The following is a 16,571-nucleotide window of genomic DNA, read 5'->3' as shown; positions in this document are numbered from 1 at the left end:
ACATTTTATCTCTTATTAACTGTCCATTTTATGTTTAAAGGTAAAATGTACTGGTATGTTATTATTTAAGTTTATTATGTAGTTATATTTTGATTATGAATAGAATGAATAAGTATTTTTTAATTATCTTTTTGACTTTAGTTCAAACTTACTCCTTTAGTCAAGCTGACCATCAAATCTGGACAGAGCTACTGAGAAAACATGTATCCAATAACGGTCATGTGGATTATAAGGGATTCATAAAAGATAGTTTTGAACTTAATAAGTATCTTAATTATTTGTCGGAAAATGGACCAATACAGACATGGTCCTCAAAACGCACTTTGGCCTATTGGATTAATGCTTATAATGCATACACGATTAAGTTGGTAATTCAAAATTACCCTGTTAAAAGTATTAAAGAAATTGGTGGTAAATTTCCATTTGTAAATTCAAGTTGGGATATAAAATTTATTACTATTAATCATGAAAAACTTGACTTGAATAACATAGAGCATACAAAGCTGAGGAAACATTTTAGTGATCCCCGCATACATATGGCTTTAGTATGTGCCTCAAGGTCCTGCCCAATATTGCTGAACGAAGCTTTTTCGGAAGATCAATTAGATGCGCAATTAGATTTGCAATGCAGAAAATTTCTTTCTGACTCCTTCCGGAATGATGTAGGAATAGACAAATTAAAGATTTCTATGATTTTCAAATGGTACAGATCTGATTTTAAGGAAGTTGGAGGAGTTAGAGCTTTCCTTAAGAAATATTCGCCTGTTGCATTTTCTGACAAAGCAAAAATTTCATATCTCGAATATGATTGGAATTTAAATGAATAGCGAGACCTAATAAGGTAAGAATATGATGAGTGAAATTATTAAGTATTTAAAGGGCTTTTACCAGTATAGGACTTCCTGTTGACATTTGTTATTTTCGTGAAATTACATCCTCTTGATTCAACGGTATTAGGAATAAGAATTTTTTTAAAGGATCAATGATAAGTTTTTTGCCAACGGATACCTGCAAGAAGAGCAATGTATTCTGCAACTCCATAATGCGTTTTTAGAGCAACCCCAGTTGTTAAAAAAAATGGAGACGCCTTAGGTAGTTTTATTTGGTATTGGAATATAAGTTTATTGAATACAGGATAACCTCCAAGCAAAGTACTATTTAATATTTGATAACCCATTCTAAATTCAATGGAGGCCGGACCTACCAGCCATTCATGAGATCCATAAATTTGTAGTCGTAAACCTTCTACCCAAGCAGAACTGATACTCGGTTTAATTTCTGTATGTGAAGCAAAATAGGATGACAACTTATGGTGTTCATATTCTGCTCCAAATCGAATAGATTTAAACGGCTTATATTCATAACCTACATCTACTCCTAGCATTTGAATGGGGTATTTTGGGCCACCCGGGATTTTAGCCTCTTTAATTGCTCCACCACTAATTACGGAGAAGGACCATCTTGTATGGGGTAAGGTGTCCAACAAATCATTGCTTTTTCTAATTTGGGGAAGATTGTTAAAACCAGCTCCAATACTAAAATAGTTTAATCCAAGATTGGGATATTTATAAGCTCCGTTTGAGATGTGGTGGATTGCCAGTACTGTATAGAAGCCATTAATTTTATTGTGGAGAAAATTCCATCTAATTTGCAGTGTTGTCAAATTATTCCAATATGATCCTATGGCATTTTGAAATGGATTTAGCTTAATATCATAAGGTTTGCTGACATAAGCTAATCCACAGCCAATTAAAAAACTAAAACTGGACTTTTGCTTTTGGCCAAACGGAAAATCAAAGAATGGATAAAAGCTTATTGCTTCACCTAATAATTCTTTTGGTTGACCCAGGTGCAAGTATTTAAATTGCAGACCATATCTTGGAAAGTGGTATATCTTTTCCCAATTTTTTCTTCCTGTTGTTTGAAAATAAATACTGCCATCAATAAAAAGCCCAATACCCTTTGGTACGAATGCGAATCTACTATTGTGTGCAACTAATTTTGAAGTTTGGAAACCAATCTGATATCCGATTGGATTTTTTTGTTGGCCAAAACAAAATATTATACCTACTAAGGAAAAAAGTATAACCTGAGTTAATTTCATTTAATTTTATTGCTTAAGAAATCTAACGTAGGCTTATAATCATCTGAGGGAATATGATCATCTTTTTTATATGGAATTATTGTTCGATATTCTTCCACAATTTGTTTAAGTTCAGGTCCAAGTTCCCATTTATTTCTAAAATTCCACGCGCGAGTGGCTGTCATCCATTCCATCGTAAGAATTTGTCTGATATGCGAAATAATTTTGAGACACTTAATTCCAGCATTTGCAGCCATGCTTACATGATCCTCTTGTCCTTTACTTGTGACAATTGAATCTACAGATGAAGGAGTTGCATATTGCTTATTGATACTTACGAGTGCTGCGGCAGAATATTGCACGATCATAAATCCAGAATTAAGACCTGGATTTTCGGTTAGAAATTCAGGTAATTCTCGATTGCCATCAATGAGTTTGTAAAGCCTTCTTTCTGAAATACTGCCAATCTCTGCCATTGCAATAGATAGAAAATCTGCACACAAGGCAAGAGGCTGAGCGTGGAAATTTCCACCAGATTTTATAGTACTATCTGAAAGCAAAACCGGATTGTCAGTTACAGCATTAATTTCTTTTTGAATAATGTCAATTACAAAATTTATGGTATCTAAAGTTGCACCATGTACTTGAGGAATACACCTAAAACTATAAGGATCTTGTACAGCATTTTTAGCCCTTTTATCTAAAAAGGTACCCGAGAGAATATTTAGCAAGTTTTTTGCAATTTGAATTTGCCCTGTTTGTTTTCTTAATTCATGAATTTCGGGATTGAGAAAATCCAAACTTACGTCATATGCTTCCATTGAAAGGGAAGCTACATAATTCGCTTGTTTGATGAGTTCAATGCTTTGATTACATGCATCGATCATTAGTGCAAGTGAATATTGAGTACCATTCAGTAATGCCAAGCCTTCTTTTGCTTTTAAACCTGGAGTTTCTAGAAATCCATTTTTTACAAAATCTGTCGTTGAAATGATAGAATTATTTTTCCACACCGACCCTTCTCCAAGAATTGGAAGACTTAAATGGGCTAATGGGGCAAGATCACCGGAAGCACCGAGAGATCCCATTTCCGGTATTGCGGGAATGATGTCTTCATTATAAAGTTTGATCAGGAATTGTAAGGTTTCCGACCTAATACATGAATTTCCTTTTGAGAGTGAAATAATTTTCAACAAAAGGACCAGCCTAGAGCTTTCTTTGGAGATATAATTTCCTGTACCACATGCGTGAGATCTAACCAAATTATATTGAAGCTGATCAAGTTCAAATTCAGGTATTACAGTATTGCACAAGGACCCAAAACCTGTATTTATTCCGTATATTGAATGCCCCCCAGTGCTTAATAATTTTTCTAATACAGCGCGACTTTCACTGACATTTTGCCAGAGAACATCAGCTAGGTTAATGGGTTTTTTACTTTTCCAAATACTTATAATGTCTTCCAGGCTTAGATCCCTGTTCTCAATAACAATATTTGCATTCATGGCACAAAAATACAGATACGGAAACTTTTAATTGAGAATAATCGAAACGGACTTAAATTAATCTTTTTTAATGGATAATGCTTTTTCATATTACTTTTGCACTTATTAAAATAACTAATATATGTCAAAAGAACGCGAAGAAAAATTAAAAGCCCTACAATTAACAGTAGACAGATTAGAGAAAACATATGGAAAAGGATCCATCATGAAGTTGGGAGATAAGCCAGTTTTAGATGAGGTTGACAGTATTTCTACAGGTTCAATTAGCTTAGACATGTGTCTGGGAGTTGGTGGATTTCCAAGGGGAAGGGTAATAGAGATCTATGGTCCTGAAAGTTCAGGGAAAACAACACTTGCGATTCATGCCATTGCAGAATGTCAAAAAAAGGGAGGAATCGCTGCTTTTATTGATGCTGAGCATGCCTTTGACAGAAGTTATGCAGAAGCGCTGGGGGTTAATACGGAAGATTTATTAATTTCTCAACCTGATAATGGTGAGCAGGCATTAGAAATTGCTGAGAATCTGATCAGATCCGGGGCAATAGACATTATAGTAATCGATTCTGTTGCTGCACTGGTACCCAGAAGTGAAATTGAAGGAGAAATGGGGGATTCAAAAATGGGATTACAAGCTCGATTAATGTCCCAAGCCTTGAGAAAACTTACGGGTACTATTGGAAAAACTGGTTGTTGTTGCATATTTATCAATCAGTTGAGAGAGAAAATCGGGGTTATGTTTGGTAATCCTGAAACCACTACAGGAGGTAATGCTTTAAAATTTTATGCTTCCATGCGATTGGATATCAGAAGAAGTGGTAATGCCATTAAAGATAAGGAAGGCACAGTCACCGGAAATCGGGTAAAGGTTAAAGTGGTAAAGAATAAACTAGCTCCACCTTTCAGAGTCGCGGAATTTGATATTGAATACGGAGTAGGCATCAGTAAGGCAGGAGAAATAGTAGATTTGGGAGCAGATCTGAATGTGTTGACAAAAAGTGGTAGCTGGTATGCTTATGAGAATACGAAAGTTGCCCAGGGCAGAGATGCAGCAAAGCAATTTATGCTTGACAATCCGGAACTTGCTAAGGAAATAGAAGAAAAGATTCGCCAAAAATTAGCCAGCGGAAAAATGGTTAAAGTGGAAGTGGGGTCTGCTGAAGAGTAGCAAATAAAAAAAATGACAAAAAATTAATAATTTATCTAAAAGCGTATTATTTTTGTCAGAGAGAGCAATTGATGTTAATTGTTTTCTGATTCTTAAGAACTCTTGAATTTATTAGATGCCTTATGGTTTTTAATCTGATGGTATCTATTTCTTATCCTATTTATATATCTGATAGCGGGATTGTTATGATCTCGCTATTTTTTTGTTTTATCTGTCCACTCAAGAGTGTTGATTAAATGGGATAGATCGATACGTACAAAATTTAATATTGGGGCAAGTGAATCCGGTTTTGTCCGACTGTTAAAGTACAAAGAACCTCTCAAAAAATGTTGACTTGAATCAGTAAGGTAAAATTGAAAAGGAGATGCGCTGGGCCCTTCAATTGCATAGAGCATTCCAAAGACCTTATTAGGTTTAGATATTGGAAATTCATCAATAAAATCAGCCTTGACATGATGTTCCCTGACTAATTTGTAAGCATCTTTTATATGTTTTTCAAGGTCTTTCGAATTTTTTAATCCAAAATAAGAAAAATATAAACTACCATTCAATTCAGGAAAGACTAAGTTAAACCAACAATCATTTTCAATTTTTTCATTAAAAAAAGTGCTGTCCCTTACCAAATTACTATATAATGGAGCCTCAAATGAAAAGGGGCAAGTGCCGTTGGTTACTCTGGCATATGATTTTACTGGGAAATCAATTTTTGGATACATTCGCGGTTTTGGATTATAAACTGAATTCTTACAGGTAACAAAAACGAAAAGTAATAATCCTAGATAGTAAGCAGGGTTCAAATCCATCATGAAGGGCTTATTGAAATCAAATCTCAAAGTATGGTAATTTGTATTTTTTCAATTCTTTTCTTAGTTACTGAGAGCACCTTAAATTTATATTGAAGAATGGTTAGCTCTTGGTCCTTTTTTGGCATTTCGCTCGTTTGCTCTAAAACCAAACCAGCGATTGAATCAGCTGAACCTCTGATTTCGTCCAACTGAAAAATGTCCAACCCGATCACTCTGCACATATCATTTATGAGCGTTTTTCCATCAAAAATAAAGTTATTGGCATCAATCCTTGTAAAGTTCAATTCATGTTGGTCATCAAATTCGTCTTTGATTTCTCCAACAATTTCTTCCATGATATCCTCTAAGGTTACAATACCTGATGTTCCGCCATATTCATCTACAACTATGGCCATATGTAGTTTTTTAATTTGAAAATCATTTAACAATTCATGGATTTTTCTAGATTCAGGAACATACAGCAAATTTGTTCGAACCAGTGTTTGCCATTCAAAATCACTTGATTTATGTAAATGTCCGATTAAATCCTTAGCATATAATATCCCGGTCATTTTATCAATGTCATCGACGTAAACAGGATATCTGGAATATCCATTTTCTTTGACAATTTTTACAACCTGGTCAAAGGATTCAGATAAATCTATCCCATATACATCTGTCCTTGAAGTCATTACCTGTTTAGTGGATACATCATTAAATTTAATGATGCCCTTCAGCATATAAGCTTGGTTGCCACTTTCCAATTCTTCACTTACAGCCAAGTCAATAGCTGCATCTAGATCTTCCTTGGATCCAGAAGTAGTTCCCATTCTTCTTTCTAGAATTTTTCTTTCAACTTTGCTGCTCATGGCAACCAATAAAAATGTAAATGGTGTCATAACGATCCCGAGGAATCTTAAAGGGATGGCAACCAATTTTGAAAACTTATAATTATTGAGCTGACCATAAATTTTAGGAGTAATTTCACCAAAAAGGAGAATGATAAAGGTGGCACCAATTACAGCTACCAGGAAATTGAAAAAGCCAGCAAGTTTGTCTGGGCTAATAACTGTTAAACCCAAAAGTTCTGAAAGCCAAAAGGAAAACCTCTCATAACTCGAATTAGGAATAAATTTGTCAAGTATAGATTCCAATAAAAGAGCAATACCAATATTGCAGATGGTATTACAGACCAATAAAAGAGCAAGTAATTTTTTAGTATGTGTTCTCAAATAAAGAAGAACCTTGGAGGATTCGTCTTCATCTTCTTCTAAAAGTTCAATATCCGTAGGAGATAGAGACATTATAGCTACCTCTGAGCCACTGAAGAGGCCGGATAAAGCTATAAGTATCAGTAAAATAAGTAAATTGGTCAAGTCATGAAGACTAACCGCTCCCAAAAGAAAAAATCCTAAAGAAGGCAAATTGGTTAAAGGAACTGTAGCTTCCAATAATTGTATTTAAGTTAAGAAATTATAGATCAAAATGGCAAATCGTCCTCTGAGACATTTGGATTAAAGTCTTCATTACCATGCGTTTCTTCTTTTTTAGGATCATTATTAACATTGCCAGTCGTCGAAGTGCCATGTGTCCCCGAATGTTCTCGTTTTTCAAGAATTCTAAGTAAATCTACTGTTACCTCAGCTGAATAATGGTCTTTACCATCGCGGTCCTGCCATTTTCGATGAGTAAGCTTTCCCTCTACATAAACCAACATTCCTTTTCGCAATACTTTTGCACGTTCTGCAAGGCCACGCCACATTACCAGATCGTGCCACTCTGTACTTTTTTGCCAATTCCCATTGCGGTCTTTATAATTTTCATTGGTTGCCAAAGTAAAATTGGCCCTTGGAACGCCGCTTTCAGTTGTTCTGATTTCCGGGTCTTTTCCTAGGTTTCCAATAAGGGTAACTTTATTGAGCATGCTTAACTGATTTAATATTTTGGTCTAAAAATAACCTAATTATCTTGGGTACTGCAAAATTCTTTAACTTTTTGTGATCTACCAATTTAAAGTCTTTAATATTTTTTTGATCTAGTTTAATGGAAAGTTGAATGATGTGGAAAGAAATGTGAAGTTGCTGATGTGTCAGGCGGTGGTCCAGACTGATGGGTCGCGAACATTCAAAATCTTCTGACTTAAATTTAAGGGACTCTTTAAGGAAATTAGAAATATTGGACTTTTTAAGATTTTTTGCTTTTATGAATTCAAAAAGTGGGAATTCATATAATGAATGCCAAATGTCTTTTGACTTCCGTTGTCTGATAATTGTATGCCCGCATTTATCCAAAAAAACCAAATAGTGAAAATATCTAATTTTAAGAGGCCTTGCCACTTTTTTTAGTGGTAATTCGGATACATTGTTTTCGTTAAATGCGCGACAAGAAATGTTTAGAGGACAATTAATACAAAGTGGCTTTTGAGGTGTGCAAACCAAGGCCCCAAAGTTCATCACAGCTTGATTATAAATACCTGGTTGGTTAACATCAAGCAGCTTGTCTGCAAGGTTTTGGAAATACTTTTTCCCGATGGGTTCATAAGGATTAATTTCAATCCCAAAAACTCTTGCCAGAATCCTGATAACATTACCATCCAATACAGCTTTTGGAATGCCGAAAGCGAATGAAGAAATAGCTGCTGCAGTATAGTCTCCGACACCCTTAAGGGCACGAATCTCCTCATAAGATGTGGGAAAATTTCCATTTTTTTCCAAATAAAGAAATTCGGCAGATTTATGAAGATTTCGTGCTCGGCTATAATATCCCAAACCTTCCCAAATTTTTAAAAGATTTTCAAGAGGTGTTTTCGCTAATGATGTCAGGTCGGGAAAATCATTAATTAATCTGTAATAATAAGGAGCAGCTTGTTCTACTCTTGTCTGTTGAAGAATTATTTCTGACAACCAGATTTTGTAGGGATCGTTTTCGCCAGTCCATGGCATCGACCTTGGATTTGCAGTTGACCATTCCAAAAGGGTCCTTCTAAACTTTGTAGGAGTGATCATGGAAGAAATAAAATATTACAAACTGCCATCTAAGGAATTCTATCCAATAGATATACCAAGCTTGTTAGAGCCGCAGATCCTAATGCAAGTTCTCTGGGATGAACACCTTGAATTCTATCGTTTTCAGTGTGATGAAAATCAAAATACCTTTGAGAATCAGGTGTGAGTCCGAAGAGGATGCCCTTTTGTTCTTTTAATGGCCCAATGTCTGCCCCCGAACCGCCTTTAGCAAATTCAATACCGTAGGGTGAAAGGAGGTCATTCCAATTGCTAAAGTAACCTGTATAATTTTTCAGAATACTCGTGTCCCCATCATAACTAAAACCCAAGGGTGTAAACCCACCGGCATCACTTTCAATGGCTGCAAAATGAAATTCATTATTGACCCGGGATACTTTTGCATAGGTAGTGCCACCTGCGAGCCCGTTTTCTTCATTCATAAATAATACACATCTCAGTGTTCTTCTGGGTTTGTAATTTAAGTTTTTAAGAAGATGAAAGACTTCCATGGAATGTACGCAACCAGCGCCGTCATCATGGGCTCCTCCGCCAACATCCCACGAATCCAAATGTCCTCCTACTAAGATGATTTCGTTAGGTTTTTCAGATCCTTTAATTTCGCCTATTACGGAATAGGAAGTTTTTGGTCCACGGTCTTCACAGGATGTTTTTATATATAATTGAACCTGCGTCTGTTGTGTTAATTTTGACAAAAACTCAGCGTCATTAGTGCTAATGGCAACAGCTGGAATTGGCTTTACTCCTGCTTCCCATATCGTCACCCCTGTGTGTGGAAAATCGTCTAAACGCCCGGTCATTGATCTAATGATACAAGCCTTGGCACCAAGCTTAGCCACTGTATTTGGTCCGAAAACACGTTGATCAACGGCTCCTCCATAAGCACCAAAAGTGCGAAATTGGGTTGGATCAAAAGGTCTTGAAAAATAAACTATTTTGCCTTTGAGCTTTGTTCCCATGTTTTTAGCTTCATCAAGACTCTTAAGTTCGATAAGATCCCCGGACAGTCCTAGTTCAGGACTCGCCCCAGATCCACCCAATGCCAATGCTTTAAGCGTTTTGGTGCCTATGAGGCTGTTATTGATAATCTTCACTTCTTCAGGGGCACCCCGAAACCAATAATTAACTGTGCATTGCTGATTCCAAACTGTATCTGTACCTAAAGTGTCAAGCACCTGGTGTGTAAACTCAATGGCTGCAAGACTTTGGGGTGAACCTGCAATTCTACCCCCGATTTTCTCTGATAGGTGGCCTAACCATTTATAGGATAGTTGGTTAGTCAAAGCAAGATCATAAATCTTTTTAATGGTAAAGACATGTTCTTCATTGGTCTGAGCCCAGGTTGGATTGGAAAATCCCAGAATTATAATCAAAAGAATTCCTGTTTTCAAAGAGCTTATTTTTTGCAGAACATTCATAATAGATTGGGTAAGATTTAAAATAATTTTCCAGAGGAGCCTTCATGATGCTTTTCGTTTGCAAAGCTAATTATATTTTTCGTTGTATGTTCCGGAGGTTATCATTCCTAATCATAAAAACACCTTCAATTTTTATATTTTGAACCTTTAAATGAGGCAATAACAAAATACCAGTGTTGTTTGCTTGAAATTATCAGCAGATTACAAAATGTCATAGAGTTTACTAATTTAATATTGTTGGTCTATTTTATTCTTTGTGAAAGTAATTTTATTTATTTTCTTAAAATGAAACCAATTCGAATCGATTTTAGTTGTTCCGCCAATATATTTTGAATTTTTAGAAACTAATATAAAAATTTGGAAAAATTGATATGTGCAAAAGGAATCACCAGCGCTGAATTTAATCAATAGCAAAACCACAAATTTAAATCCGAAAAAGTAATATTTAACTCGCTTAAGATGTTGCAGAAATTTATTTGAATTAATTTCCAAAATTATTAATGTCTATAGAGTTGCAAATAAATTGAGGCGATGTAGGTTATCAGTTTTCCACTGAACAAAATATTTTATGCACTCTTATTTTTTGACATTAGTTAATCAACATATTATTCACGAATTCATTTTTCCAATTTATATAATTAGTATGTAGGTAATTATTTGGTCATTTTATAAACCCGAGATCAATTGATAATTGCTGATACAAAACTATTGTTCAGGAATTTAAAATTGGTTTCAAATTTTTGGCTATAAACAGAACTTGACTTTGTAAGTTCAATTAATAAGTGCAATTTTTTCAAGTAGCACTTGATTAGCAGTTAAATAATTAAATTTTCTTATAGGTCTGTTGTTTAACATTTTTTCAACATAACGGACCTGTTTATCGGTTACAAATATAAGATTAGTTTTCTTTGGAAAGTATCTTCTGATTACTCCTATTCTATTTTCGACTGTTCCCTTGTCTTGACTTGTATAGGGCCTAGTAAAATACGTAGACACATTAAACAACTTTGCAATTTCATGATGACGACTAAAAGCCAGGTCATTATCAAAAGTTAAGGTCCGTGGCTTGTACTTGTTTTTCTTTATGCATGATATAATACCTTTCATAACATTTATACTATCCTTACCAGATAACTTTTTTATTCGGGTATGTAAACTAGCCCTATCTGTTAGCACTAATAATGCGGCTTTATGATTTTTGCCCATCATAAGGTCTACTTCTAAGTCACCCAATCGCTTGCGTTTGGATACAATAGATGGCCGTTTTTCTATTGGCGTTCGATTTAGAATAACTCCTCTGTTGTCTTTCCTGTTACCTCGTTTGCGTCGTCTCTTGCAGTGTCTAAGATACTTGTATAGGTCTTTATATTGTCTGTTTTCCTTGGTATTTGAGTGCTTACATTCCCATATCCACCGATAAATTCGTTCATGGCTTACCGCAGTTATGTTGTTCAATTTTGCAGCATTACTTATTAGTTCTGGACTCCACTTATCTATTTTGAGCTGATTAGCCACTATTGATTTTATCTTATCCGTAAATATTATTCGTTTCGGTTTGTTTTGATGTCGCAATATTGTCTTTCTCTGTGCATTGTTAGCTTTGTAAGTGCCTGCAGTTTGACCTCTTTGGGCAATATTTCTCTTTAATTCTCGACACACCGTAGATGGATGGACATCAATTTTTTCGGCAATCAATTTTTGCTTCATTCCGGCTTCAAATAAAGCCTCAATCTGGTATCTTTGCTCTAAGCTGAGCTGGTTGTAATTTTTTGACATAGACAATCCAAAGATTGCACTACTTGGTCAAAAGGAAAAAAGCCCTTAAAGGCTTTTTTTCCTTTTTTTTTGAAAAATTGCACTTATTTGTTGATCTCAGCCTTACCTTTGTAATCAGTTTTCAAAATTTGTCTTAAGATATTTTAAAATAGATTCACGGTTCAAAAAAATCAACATTTATGAAAAACGGACTTTTAATGCTTTTAATGATGACAATGAGTGTAGGACTTAAGGCACAAACAGAAGCCCAAAAAAATCAGGCAGCTCAGGAAGCAGAACGCAAAGCTAAAATGGAGGCATCCATGAAACTTGAAGATAAAGAAGGATGGGTTCGAAAAGCTGGGATAGGTCTTGATTTAGGTCAATTGATTAATGTGAATCCATATATTGGAGGAGGATCCAACAGAATCGGAATTGGAGGAGCAATTGCTTACTCTGCAGTCTACAAAAGAAACTTGCTTAAATGGAAGAATGATATTAATTTTAATTTAAGTACCCAAAGGATTGGAGCCGGAGTGATTGCAATTGGTTCTGATCAGCAAATTCCATTTGAAAAGGCATTGGATATATTTACAGTGGGCTCCAATCTAGCTTATCAGGTTAAAGAGGGTTCCCCTTGGGCTTATTCTGTTGACTTCTTATTGATTTCGCAACTTCTTCCTTCCCATGTGGACAGTGCCACAAAGAAAACTTATTTGAGCCCAACAAACGAAGGCATATACAATACAACTTTGGTTTCAAAATTCTTTAACCCAGCGAATATTACCTTAGCACCGGGTATTAAATATCAGAAGTCCAAAAATTGGTATGCATTTTTATCCCCTGCGGCCTTGAAATTAATTTATGTAGCTGATCAAAACATTGCTAATCTGGGAGTTCATGGCACTAAAAAGAAAGACAATAGTAATGAATATGAAAGAAGTCAGTTAGGTTTAGGGGCCATGGCGAGGGTTGGATATTCTAACACTTTTTTTAAAAGGTTAAATTATACCAGTGAATTGATTCTCTATTCAAATTATTTGGATAAACCACAGAATATTGATGTGAATTGGTTTAACACAATAGGCATTGAGATATTTAAAGGATTTAATCTTCAATTTAAAGCAGATGCTTTTTATGATCATGACAAGCTGAATTCTATCACTGATGCAAATGCAATAGGTGGATTGAGTGGTGCTACCGGCAGAAGGGTTAACTTTATTCAACAACTATTGTTGACTTATAATCGAAACTTTTAGTTTAACAACTATTTAAACAGACTTTCAATAAATTCTGATTTTAAACCGCACTTAAGAATGATTCAAAACTTAAAGTTTGACTGGAAGATCTAACCAATAATCAACAGATTTGTATTGCTGCATTTTAAACTTTATAAATTAAAGTTCTGAGGTGGTAGATTAATTTAAATGATTCTGTAAAGATCTGATTTTGTGTTAGAAATAGCTTCGATTTAAGTAGTGGGAATTTTTCTTTGATGACTACTTAACAAAATGCTTTAGCATAATAACTTCCTGAGTTGTCAAGTGTCGAAATCTTCCTCTTGCAAGATTTTTCTTTGTGAGACCTGCATAGTATACTCGATCGAGTTTTGTAACTTCATATTGAAGATGCTCAAAGATTCGTCTGACTATTCGGTTCTTTCCACTGTGAATTTCAATTCCTATTTCATCTTTCTTTCCATCAACGAAATCAATCCCATCCACTTCGGCTTTACCATCTTCCAGCATTAAACCTTGTGTTATTTGTTCAAAGTGTTTTTTTGTAAGCGGTTTATCTAAAACCACATGATAGATTTTCTTCGCTTTATGAGAAGGGTGTGATAGTTTTTGGGATAGTTCTCCATCATTGGTTAATAAGAGGAGACCTGTAGTATTTCGGTCTAACCTACCTACAGGATAAACCCGCTCTTCAATTTTCCCTTCCAATAAATCTATAACTGTTTTACGGGTTCTTTCATCCTTTAGGGTTGTGATAGTATCCTTTGGTTTATTCATTAGGATATATACTTTCTTTTCTTCAGGTTTAATGTTTTTGCCATCATAACTTATTTTGTCTGATGGCTTGACCTCATAAGCGGGATTTGATTCTACCTTGCCATTGACGAGTACTTTCCCTGATTTCACAAGGTCTGCTGCCTGACGACGGGAACAAATGCCGCAGTGTGCGACATATTTGTTCAACCTCATAGGCTCGTCAGGTGATTTTTTTATTGGTTTAGAACGGGATGGTATCTTCATCATTTATTTTGGAAGGAATGATTCTTACATTTGGCCCAGAGCCTAAGCCAAACATACCTTGCTCTTCATCATAAGGTACAAACTTAGCAAATTGTTCTTTAAAAACCATTTTAACTGTGTCTGTAGCTCCATTTCTATGTTTGGCAATAATCAGCTCGGTGAGCCCACGAACTGACTCCATCGGATCTTCCAATTCATAATAATCCGGACGATATATAAACATAACCATGTCAGCATCCTGTTCAATCGCACCAGATTCTCTAAGGTGAGAAAGTTGTGGCCGCTTGTTTCCAGTGCCTGTCTCAACTTGTCTGTTTAGCTGCGATAATGCAATTACCGGAATATTAAGTTCTTTTGCAAGACCTTTCAGAGCCCTCGAAATTGATGAAATTTCTTGTTCCCGGCTACTTCTTTTATCGGACCCTCCAATAGTCATCAATTGCAAATAATCTATAATAACCATGGTGATTCCATGATTCTGATGCAGCCTCCGACATTTTGCACGAAGTTCAAAGACATTTAAGGATGGAGTATCATCAATAAAGATGGGAGCTTCACTTAGTTTTTCAATCGCAAAATTGAGCTGTGTCCATTCATATTCTTCAAGCTTTGCGTTCCTCATCTTGCTACCCTCAATCTCTGCTTCCATGGAGATTAGTCGATTTACTAACTCGAGATTATTCATCTCAAGAGAAAACAAGGCAACAGGTTTTTTATAATCCATGGCTGCATTTCTTGCCAGTGCCAATGTAAAGGAAGTTTTTCCCATTCCCGGCCTGGCAGCAACAATAATCAAGTTGGATTTTTGCCAACCTGAGGTAAGTTTGTCAAGATTTGGAAAACCTGAAGGAATTCCCGTAATCCCTTCCGCAGAATGAGAAAGTTCCTCCAATCGTTTCATTGCTTCTCTTGCCAGGGAAGCTACCGTTTTATATCCTTTTCGAAGATTTTTATCGGTGATTTCATACAAGCTTTGTTCTGCCAAATCTAACATATCCAAAACATCTTTGGTATCATCAAACGCATCCTTGATAATCAGACTGCAGACACGGATCAGTTCTCTTTGGACATACTTTTGTGCAATAATTCTTGAATAATATTCTGTATTAGCTGAAGAACTTACTTTGTTAGACAACTCAAGTATGTAAGGAAGACCCCCAATGGATTCCAATTCTTCCATTTTCCTGAGTTCTTCAGTAACTGTTAGAATATCGACAGGTTGGGAATGTTCAAACAATTTTAACATTGCCTTGTAGATGGTCTGGTGCACTGGACTGTAGAAAGACTCCGGGCGAAGAATTTCCATAGCGGTCGAAATGGCATCCTTATCCATCATTACCGCACCCAATACAACCTCTTCAAGTCCTATAGCCTGTGGTTGCAATCGCTCATACGCCAGACTTGAAAAATCTGCCGGGCGCTTTCCACCCGGAGTGGCACTAAAACTTTTATTAGGATTGGTAAGTGAATTGCTCATGTTTTAAAATCAGTGGCAAAAATAAGCTGTATCACATCAATAAAACATTACATATAATAAAAGGGTAATGTTAAAAAGACCTTATTTTCTGTGGAAAACTTGTTGGTAAAAGCTGGTCAAAAATATAGGTTTTTTGCTACAAATTCTAATTAATTCTAATATGAATTATATCTTTTGATTGCAGCCTTCATAATCAAGCAATTATTAAGCTTTTTCATAATATCACTTTTGTCTTTGATGATTGATAAGGAAAACAGAAGTATAAAAAAAAAGCATCCGCCAAGGATGCTTTTCACATTTTTAATGTTAAAATATTTTTTGTATATTTATTTAATTAATATATATCATCTTGACTTTCCTATATTATCTAGTTTTTTCTGTACCTCATTTACGATTTTGCTTTGGGTTTCAATTTCTGCTTTTGTTCTGACCTGATCCTTCTCGTTATTGATGATATTTTCTTCTGCCTTCTTAATTCTTAACTTGGCCTCATCAATATCTTTGTGATAGGAAATATGATCTTTTTTTAACTTTTCAAGTTGTTTATTGGTTTTTTTAAGCAACTCAGATTCTTTTTCAAATTCCTGACGAACCAATTCACGTTGCACTTCAAATCCGAACTCAGACATAAAGGTACTGGCCTGCTCAAATTCTTTTGGGTAACTACTAGAACTTAAAAAACCCGTTTTTAAATCAAAAAATGCAGTTATTTCAGAATCCACTATTAAGGCATAAATGTCTATTGGGTTGGTATTAAAAACAGTTTTAATCACAGCATCATTGATATAAAGTTCATCTGCCTTTTTATTTTTCGAAAGTTTACCATAGTCTTTAGTGTAACGTTTCCAAACCTTTTCGATCAATTTGGCGGGAGCCTCGGGGATGTGAACTTTAATTCCATTTTGTACCCCTAGACTCATTTGTCGGTTTACTTCACTCACCTGAGCTTGAATTATTCCAACAGAAACCCACCATACAGTGGTTATAAATAAAATTTTTTTCATATGCGTTTCATTGAGTGATTCAAAAATTACAGTTCTTATCTTCAAGATAGAGCTAAAACTGATGAAGTTCATTAATTGGGACAAATTTTGAAGGGAAA

Annotated in this window: 14 protein-coding genes; 3 read left to right on the top strand and 11 right to left on the bottom strand. The window is 35.3% G+C overall.

Annotation, left to right across the window (positions count from 1 at the left end):
- Positions 1–95: 95 nt before the first annotated feature.
- Positions 96–827, top strand: a complete 732-nt coding sequence (locus tag IPJ53_01115) for a DUF547 domain-containing protein (GenBank protein ID MBK7797689.1) — start codon at positions 96–98, stop codon at positions 825–827.
- Positions 828–979: 152 nt separating this feature from the next.
- On the opposite strand, the gene IPJ53_01110 is transcribed toward IPJ53_01115, so the two are convergent.
- Positions 980–2,104, bottom strand: coding sequence for an acyloxyacyl hydrolase (locus tag IPJ53_01110; protein MBK7797688.1), 1,125 nt, complete (start codon positions 2,102–2,104; stop codon positions 980–982).
- Complete coding sequence (gene hutH / locus IPJ53_01105) at positions 2,101–3,588, bottom strand: histidine ammonia-lyase (GenBank protein ID MBK7797687.1); 1,488 nt, start codon at positions 3,586–3,588, stop codon at positions 2,101–2,103. Before hutH ends, IPJ53_01110 begins: the two co-directional genes overlap by 4 nt.
- A gap of 121 nt (positions 3,589–3,709) precedes the next feature.
- Between hutH and recA the strand changes: the two genes are divergently transcribed.
- The gene (gene recA / locus IPJ53_01100; GenBank protein MBK7797686.1) at positions 3,710–4,753 is read left to right on the top strand and encodes a recombinase RecA; all 1,044 of its coding nucleotides are present in this window, start codon (positions 3,710–3,712) and stop codon (positions 4,751–4,753) included.
- Between the two features lie 194 nt (positions 4,754–4,947).
- On the opposite strand, the gene IPJ53_01095 is transcribed toward recA, so the two are convergent.
- From IPJ53_01095 to IPJ53_01070, 6 genes are all read right to left on the bottom strand, one after another.
- Positions 4,948–5,559: a hypothetical protein gene (locus tag IPJ53_01095; GenBank protein MBK7797685.1), complete on the bottom strand. Its 612-nt coding sequence runs from the start codon at positions 5,557–5,559 to the stop codon at positions 4,948–4,950.
- Between the two features lie 23 nt (positions 5,560–5,582).
- A complete protein-coding gene (gene gldE, locus IPJ53_01090) occupies positions 5,583–6,989 on the bottom strand; it encodes a gliding motility-associated protein GldE (protein ID MBK7797684.1) in 1,407 nt (468 codons plus the stop codon).
- A 29-nt stretch (positions 6,990–7,018) separates the two neighbouring features.
- A complete protein-coding gene (gene ssb, locus IPJ53_01085; protein MBK7797683.1) occupies positions 7,019–7,462 on the bottom strand; it encodes a single-stranded DNA-binding protein in 444 nt (147 codons plus the stop codon).
- Positions 7,452–8,543 carry an A/G-specific adenine glycosylase gene (mutY, locus tag IPJ53_01080; protein ID MBK7797682.1) on the bottom strand — a complete coding sequence of 364 codons (1,092 nt, stop codon included), beginning with the start codon at positions 8,541–8,543 and terminating at the stop codon, positions 7,452–7,454. Before mutY ends, ssb begins: the two co-directional genes overlap by 11 nt.
- Positions 8,544–8,572: 29 nt before the next feature.
- A complete protein-coding gene (locus tag IPJ53_01075; protein ID MBK7797681.1) occupies positions 8,573–9,979 on the bottom strand; it encodes a M28 family peptidase in 1,407 nt (468 codons plus the stop codon).
- A 771-nt stretch (positions 9,980–10,750) separates the two neighbouring features.
- Positions 10,751–11,755, bottom strand: coding sequence for an IS30 family transposase (locus IPJ53_01070; protein MBK7797680.1), 1,005 nt, complete (start codon positions 11,753–11,755; stop codon positions 10,751–10,753).
- 179 nt (positions 11,756–11,934) lie between these two features.
- Here IPJ53_01070 and IPJ53_01065 point away from each other — a divergent pair, with 179 nt between their 5' ends.
- A complete protein-coding gene (locus tag IPJ53_01065) occupies positions 11,935–12,993 on the top strand; it encodes a DUF3078 domain-containing protein (GenBank protein ID MBK7797679.1) in 1,059 nt (352 codons plus the stop codon).
- A gap of 240 nt (positions 12,994–13,233) precedes the next feature.
- Here IPJ53_01065 and IPJ53_01060 read toward each other — a convergent pair whose 3' ends face one another.
- From IPJ53_01060 to IPJ53_01050, 3 genes are all read right to left on the bottom strand, one after another.
- On the bottom strand, positions 13,234–13,995 hold the full coding sequence (locus IPJ53_01060; protein MBK7797678.1) for an rRNA pseudouridine synthase: 762 nt from the start codon (positions 13,993–13,995) through the stop codon (positions 13,234–13,236).
- Complete coding sequence (gene dnaB, locus IPJ53_01055; GenBank protein MBK7797677.1) at positions 13,970–15,469, bottom strand: replicative DNA helicase; 1,500 nt, start codon at positions 15,467–15,469, stop codon at positions 13,970–13,972. Before dnaB ends, IPJ53_01060 begins: the two co-directional genes overlap by 26 nt.
- Before the next feature lie 344 nt (positions 15,470–15,813).
- Positions 15,814–16,473, bottom strand: coding sequence for a hypothetical protein (locus IPJ53_01050; protein MBK7797676.1), 660 nt, complete (start codon positions 16,471–16,473; stop codon positions 15,814–15,816).
- Positions 16,474–16,571 lie beyond the last annotated feature (98 nt).

This window comes from Candidatus Vicinibacter affinis (assembly GCA_016714365.1).
Lineage (GTDB): Bacteria > Bacteroidota > Bacteroidia > Chitinophagales > Saprospiraceae > Vicinibacter > Vicinibacter affinis.
This window is presented reverse-complemented; position numbering and strand designations above follow the sequence as displayed.

Bases quoted from the DNA above. Each gene is read 5' to 3' on its own strand.
- IPJ53_01115 (MBK7797689.1), top strand. From the start codon at position 96: ATGAATAGAATGAATAAGTATTTTTTAATTATCTTTTTGACTTTAGTT.
- IPJ53_01110 (MBK7797688.1), bottom strand. From the start codon at position 2,104: ATGAAATTAACTCAGGTTATACTTTTTTCCTTAGTAGGTATAATATTT.
- hutH (MBK7797687.1), bottom strand. From the start codon at position 3,588: ATGAATGCAAATATTGTTATTGAGAACAGGGATCTAAGCCTGGAAGAC.
- recA (MBK7797686.1), top strand. From the start codon at position 3,710: ATGTCAAAAGAACGCGAAGAAAAATTAAAAGCCCTACAATTAACAGTA.
- IPJ53_01095 (MBK7797685.1), bottom strand. From the start codon at position 5,559: ATGATGGATTTGAACCCTGCTTACTATCTAGGATTATTACTTTTCGTT.
- ssb (MBK7797683.1), bottom strand. From the start codon at position 7,462: ATGCTCAATAAAGTTACCCTTATTGGAAACCTAGGAAAAGACCCGGAA.
- mutY (MBK7797682.1), bottom strand. From the start codon at position 8,543: ATGATCACTCCTACAAAGTTTAGAAGGACCCTTTTGGAATGGTCAACT.
- IPJ53_01075 (MBK7797681.1), bottom strand. From the start codon at position 9,979: ATGAATGTTCTGCAAAAAATAAGCTCTTTGAAAACAGGAATTCTTTTG.
- IPJ53_01070 (MBK7797680.1), bottom strand. From the start codon at position 11,755: ATGTCAAAAAATTACAACCAGCTCAGCTTAGAGCAAAGATACCAGATT.
- IPJ53_01065 (MBK7797679.1), top strand. From the start codon at position 11,935: ATGAAAAACGGACTTTTAATGCTTTTAATGATGACAATGAGTGTAGGA.
- IPJ53_01060 (MBK7797678.1), bottom strand. From the start codon at position 13,995: ATGATGAAGATACCATCCCGTTCTAAACCAATAAAAAAATCACCTGAC.
- dnaB (MBK7797677.1), bottom strand. From the start codon at position 15,469: ATGAGCAATTCACTTACCAATCCTAATAAAAGTTTTAGTGCCACTCCG.
- IPJ53_01050 (MBK7797676.1), bottom strand. From the start codon at position 16,473: ATGAAAAAAATTTTATTTATAACCACTGTATGGTGGGTTTCTGTTGGA.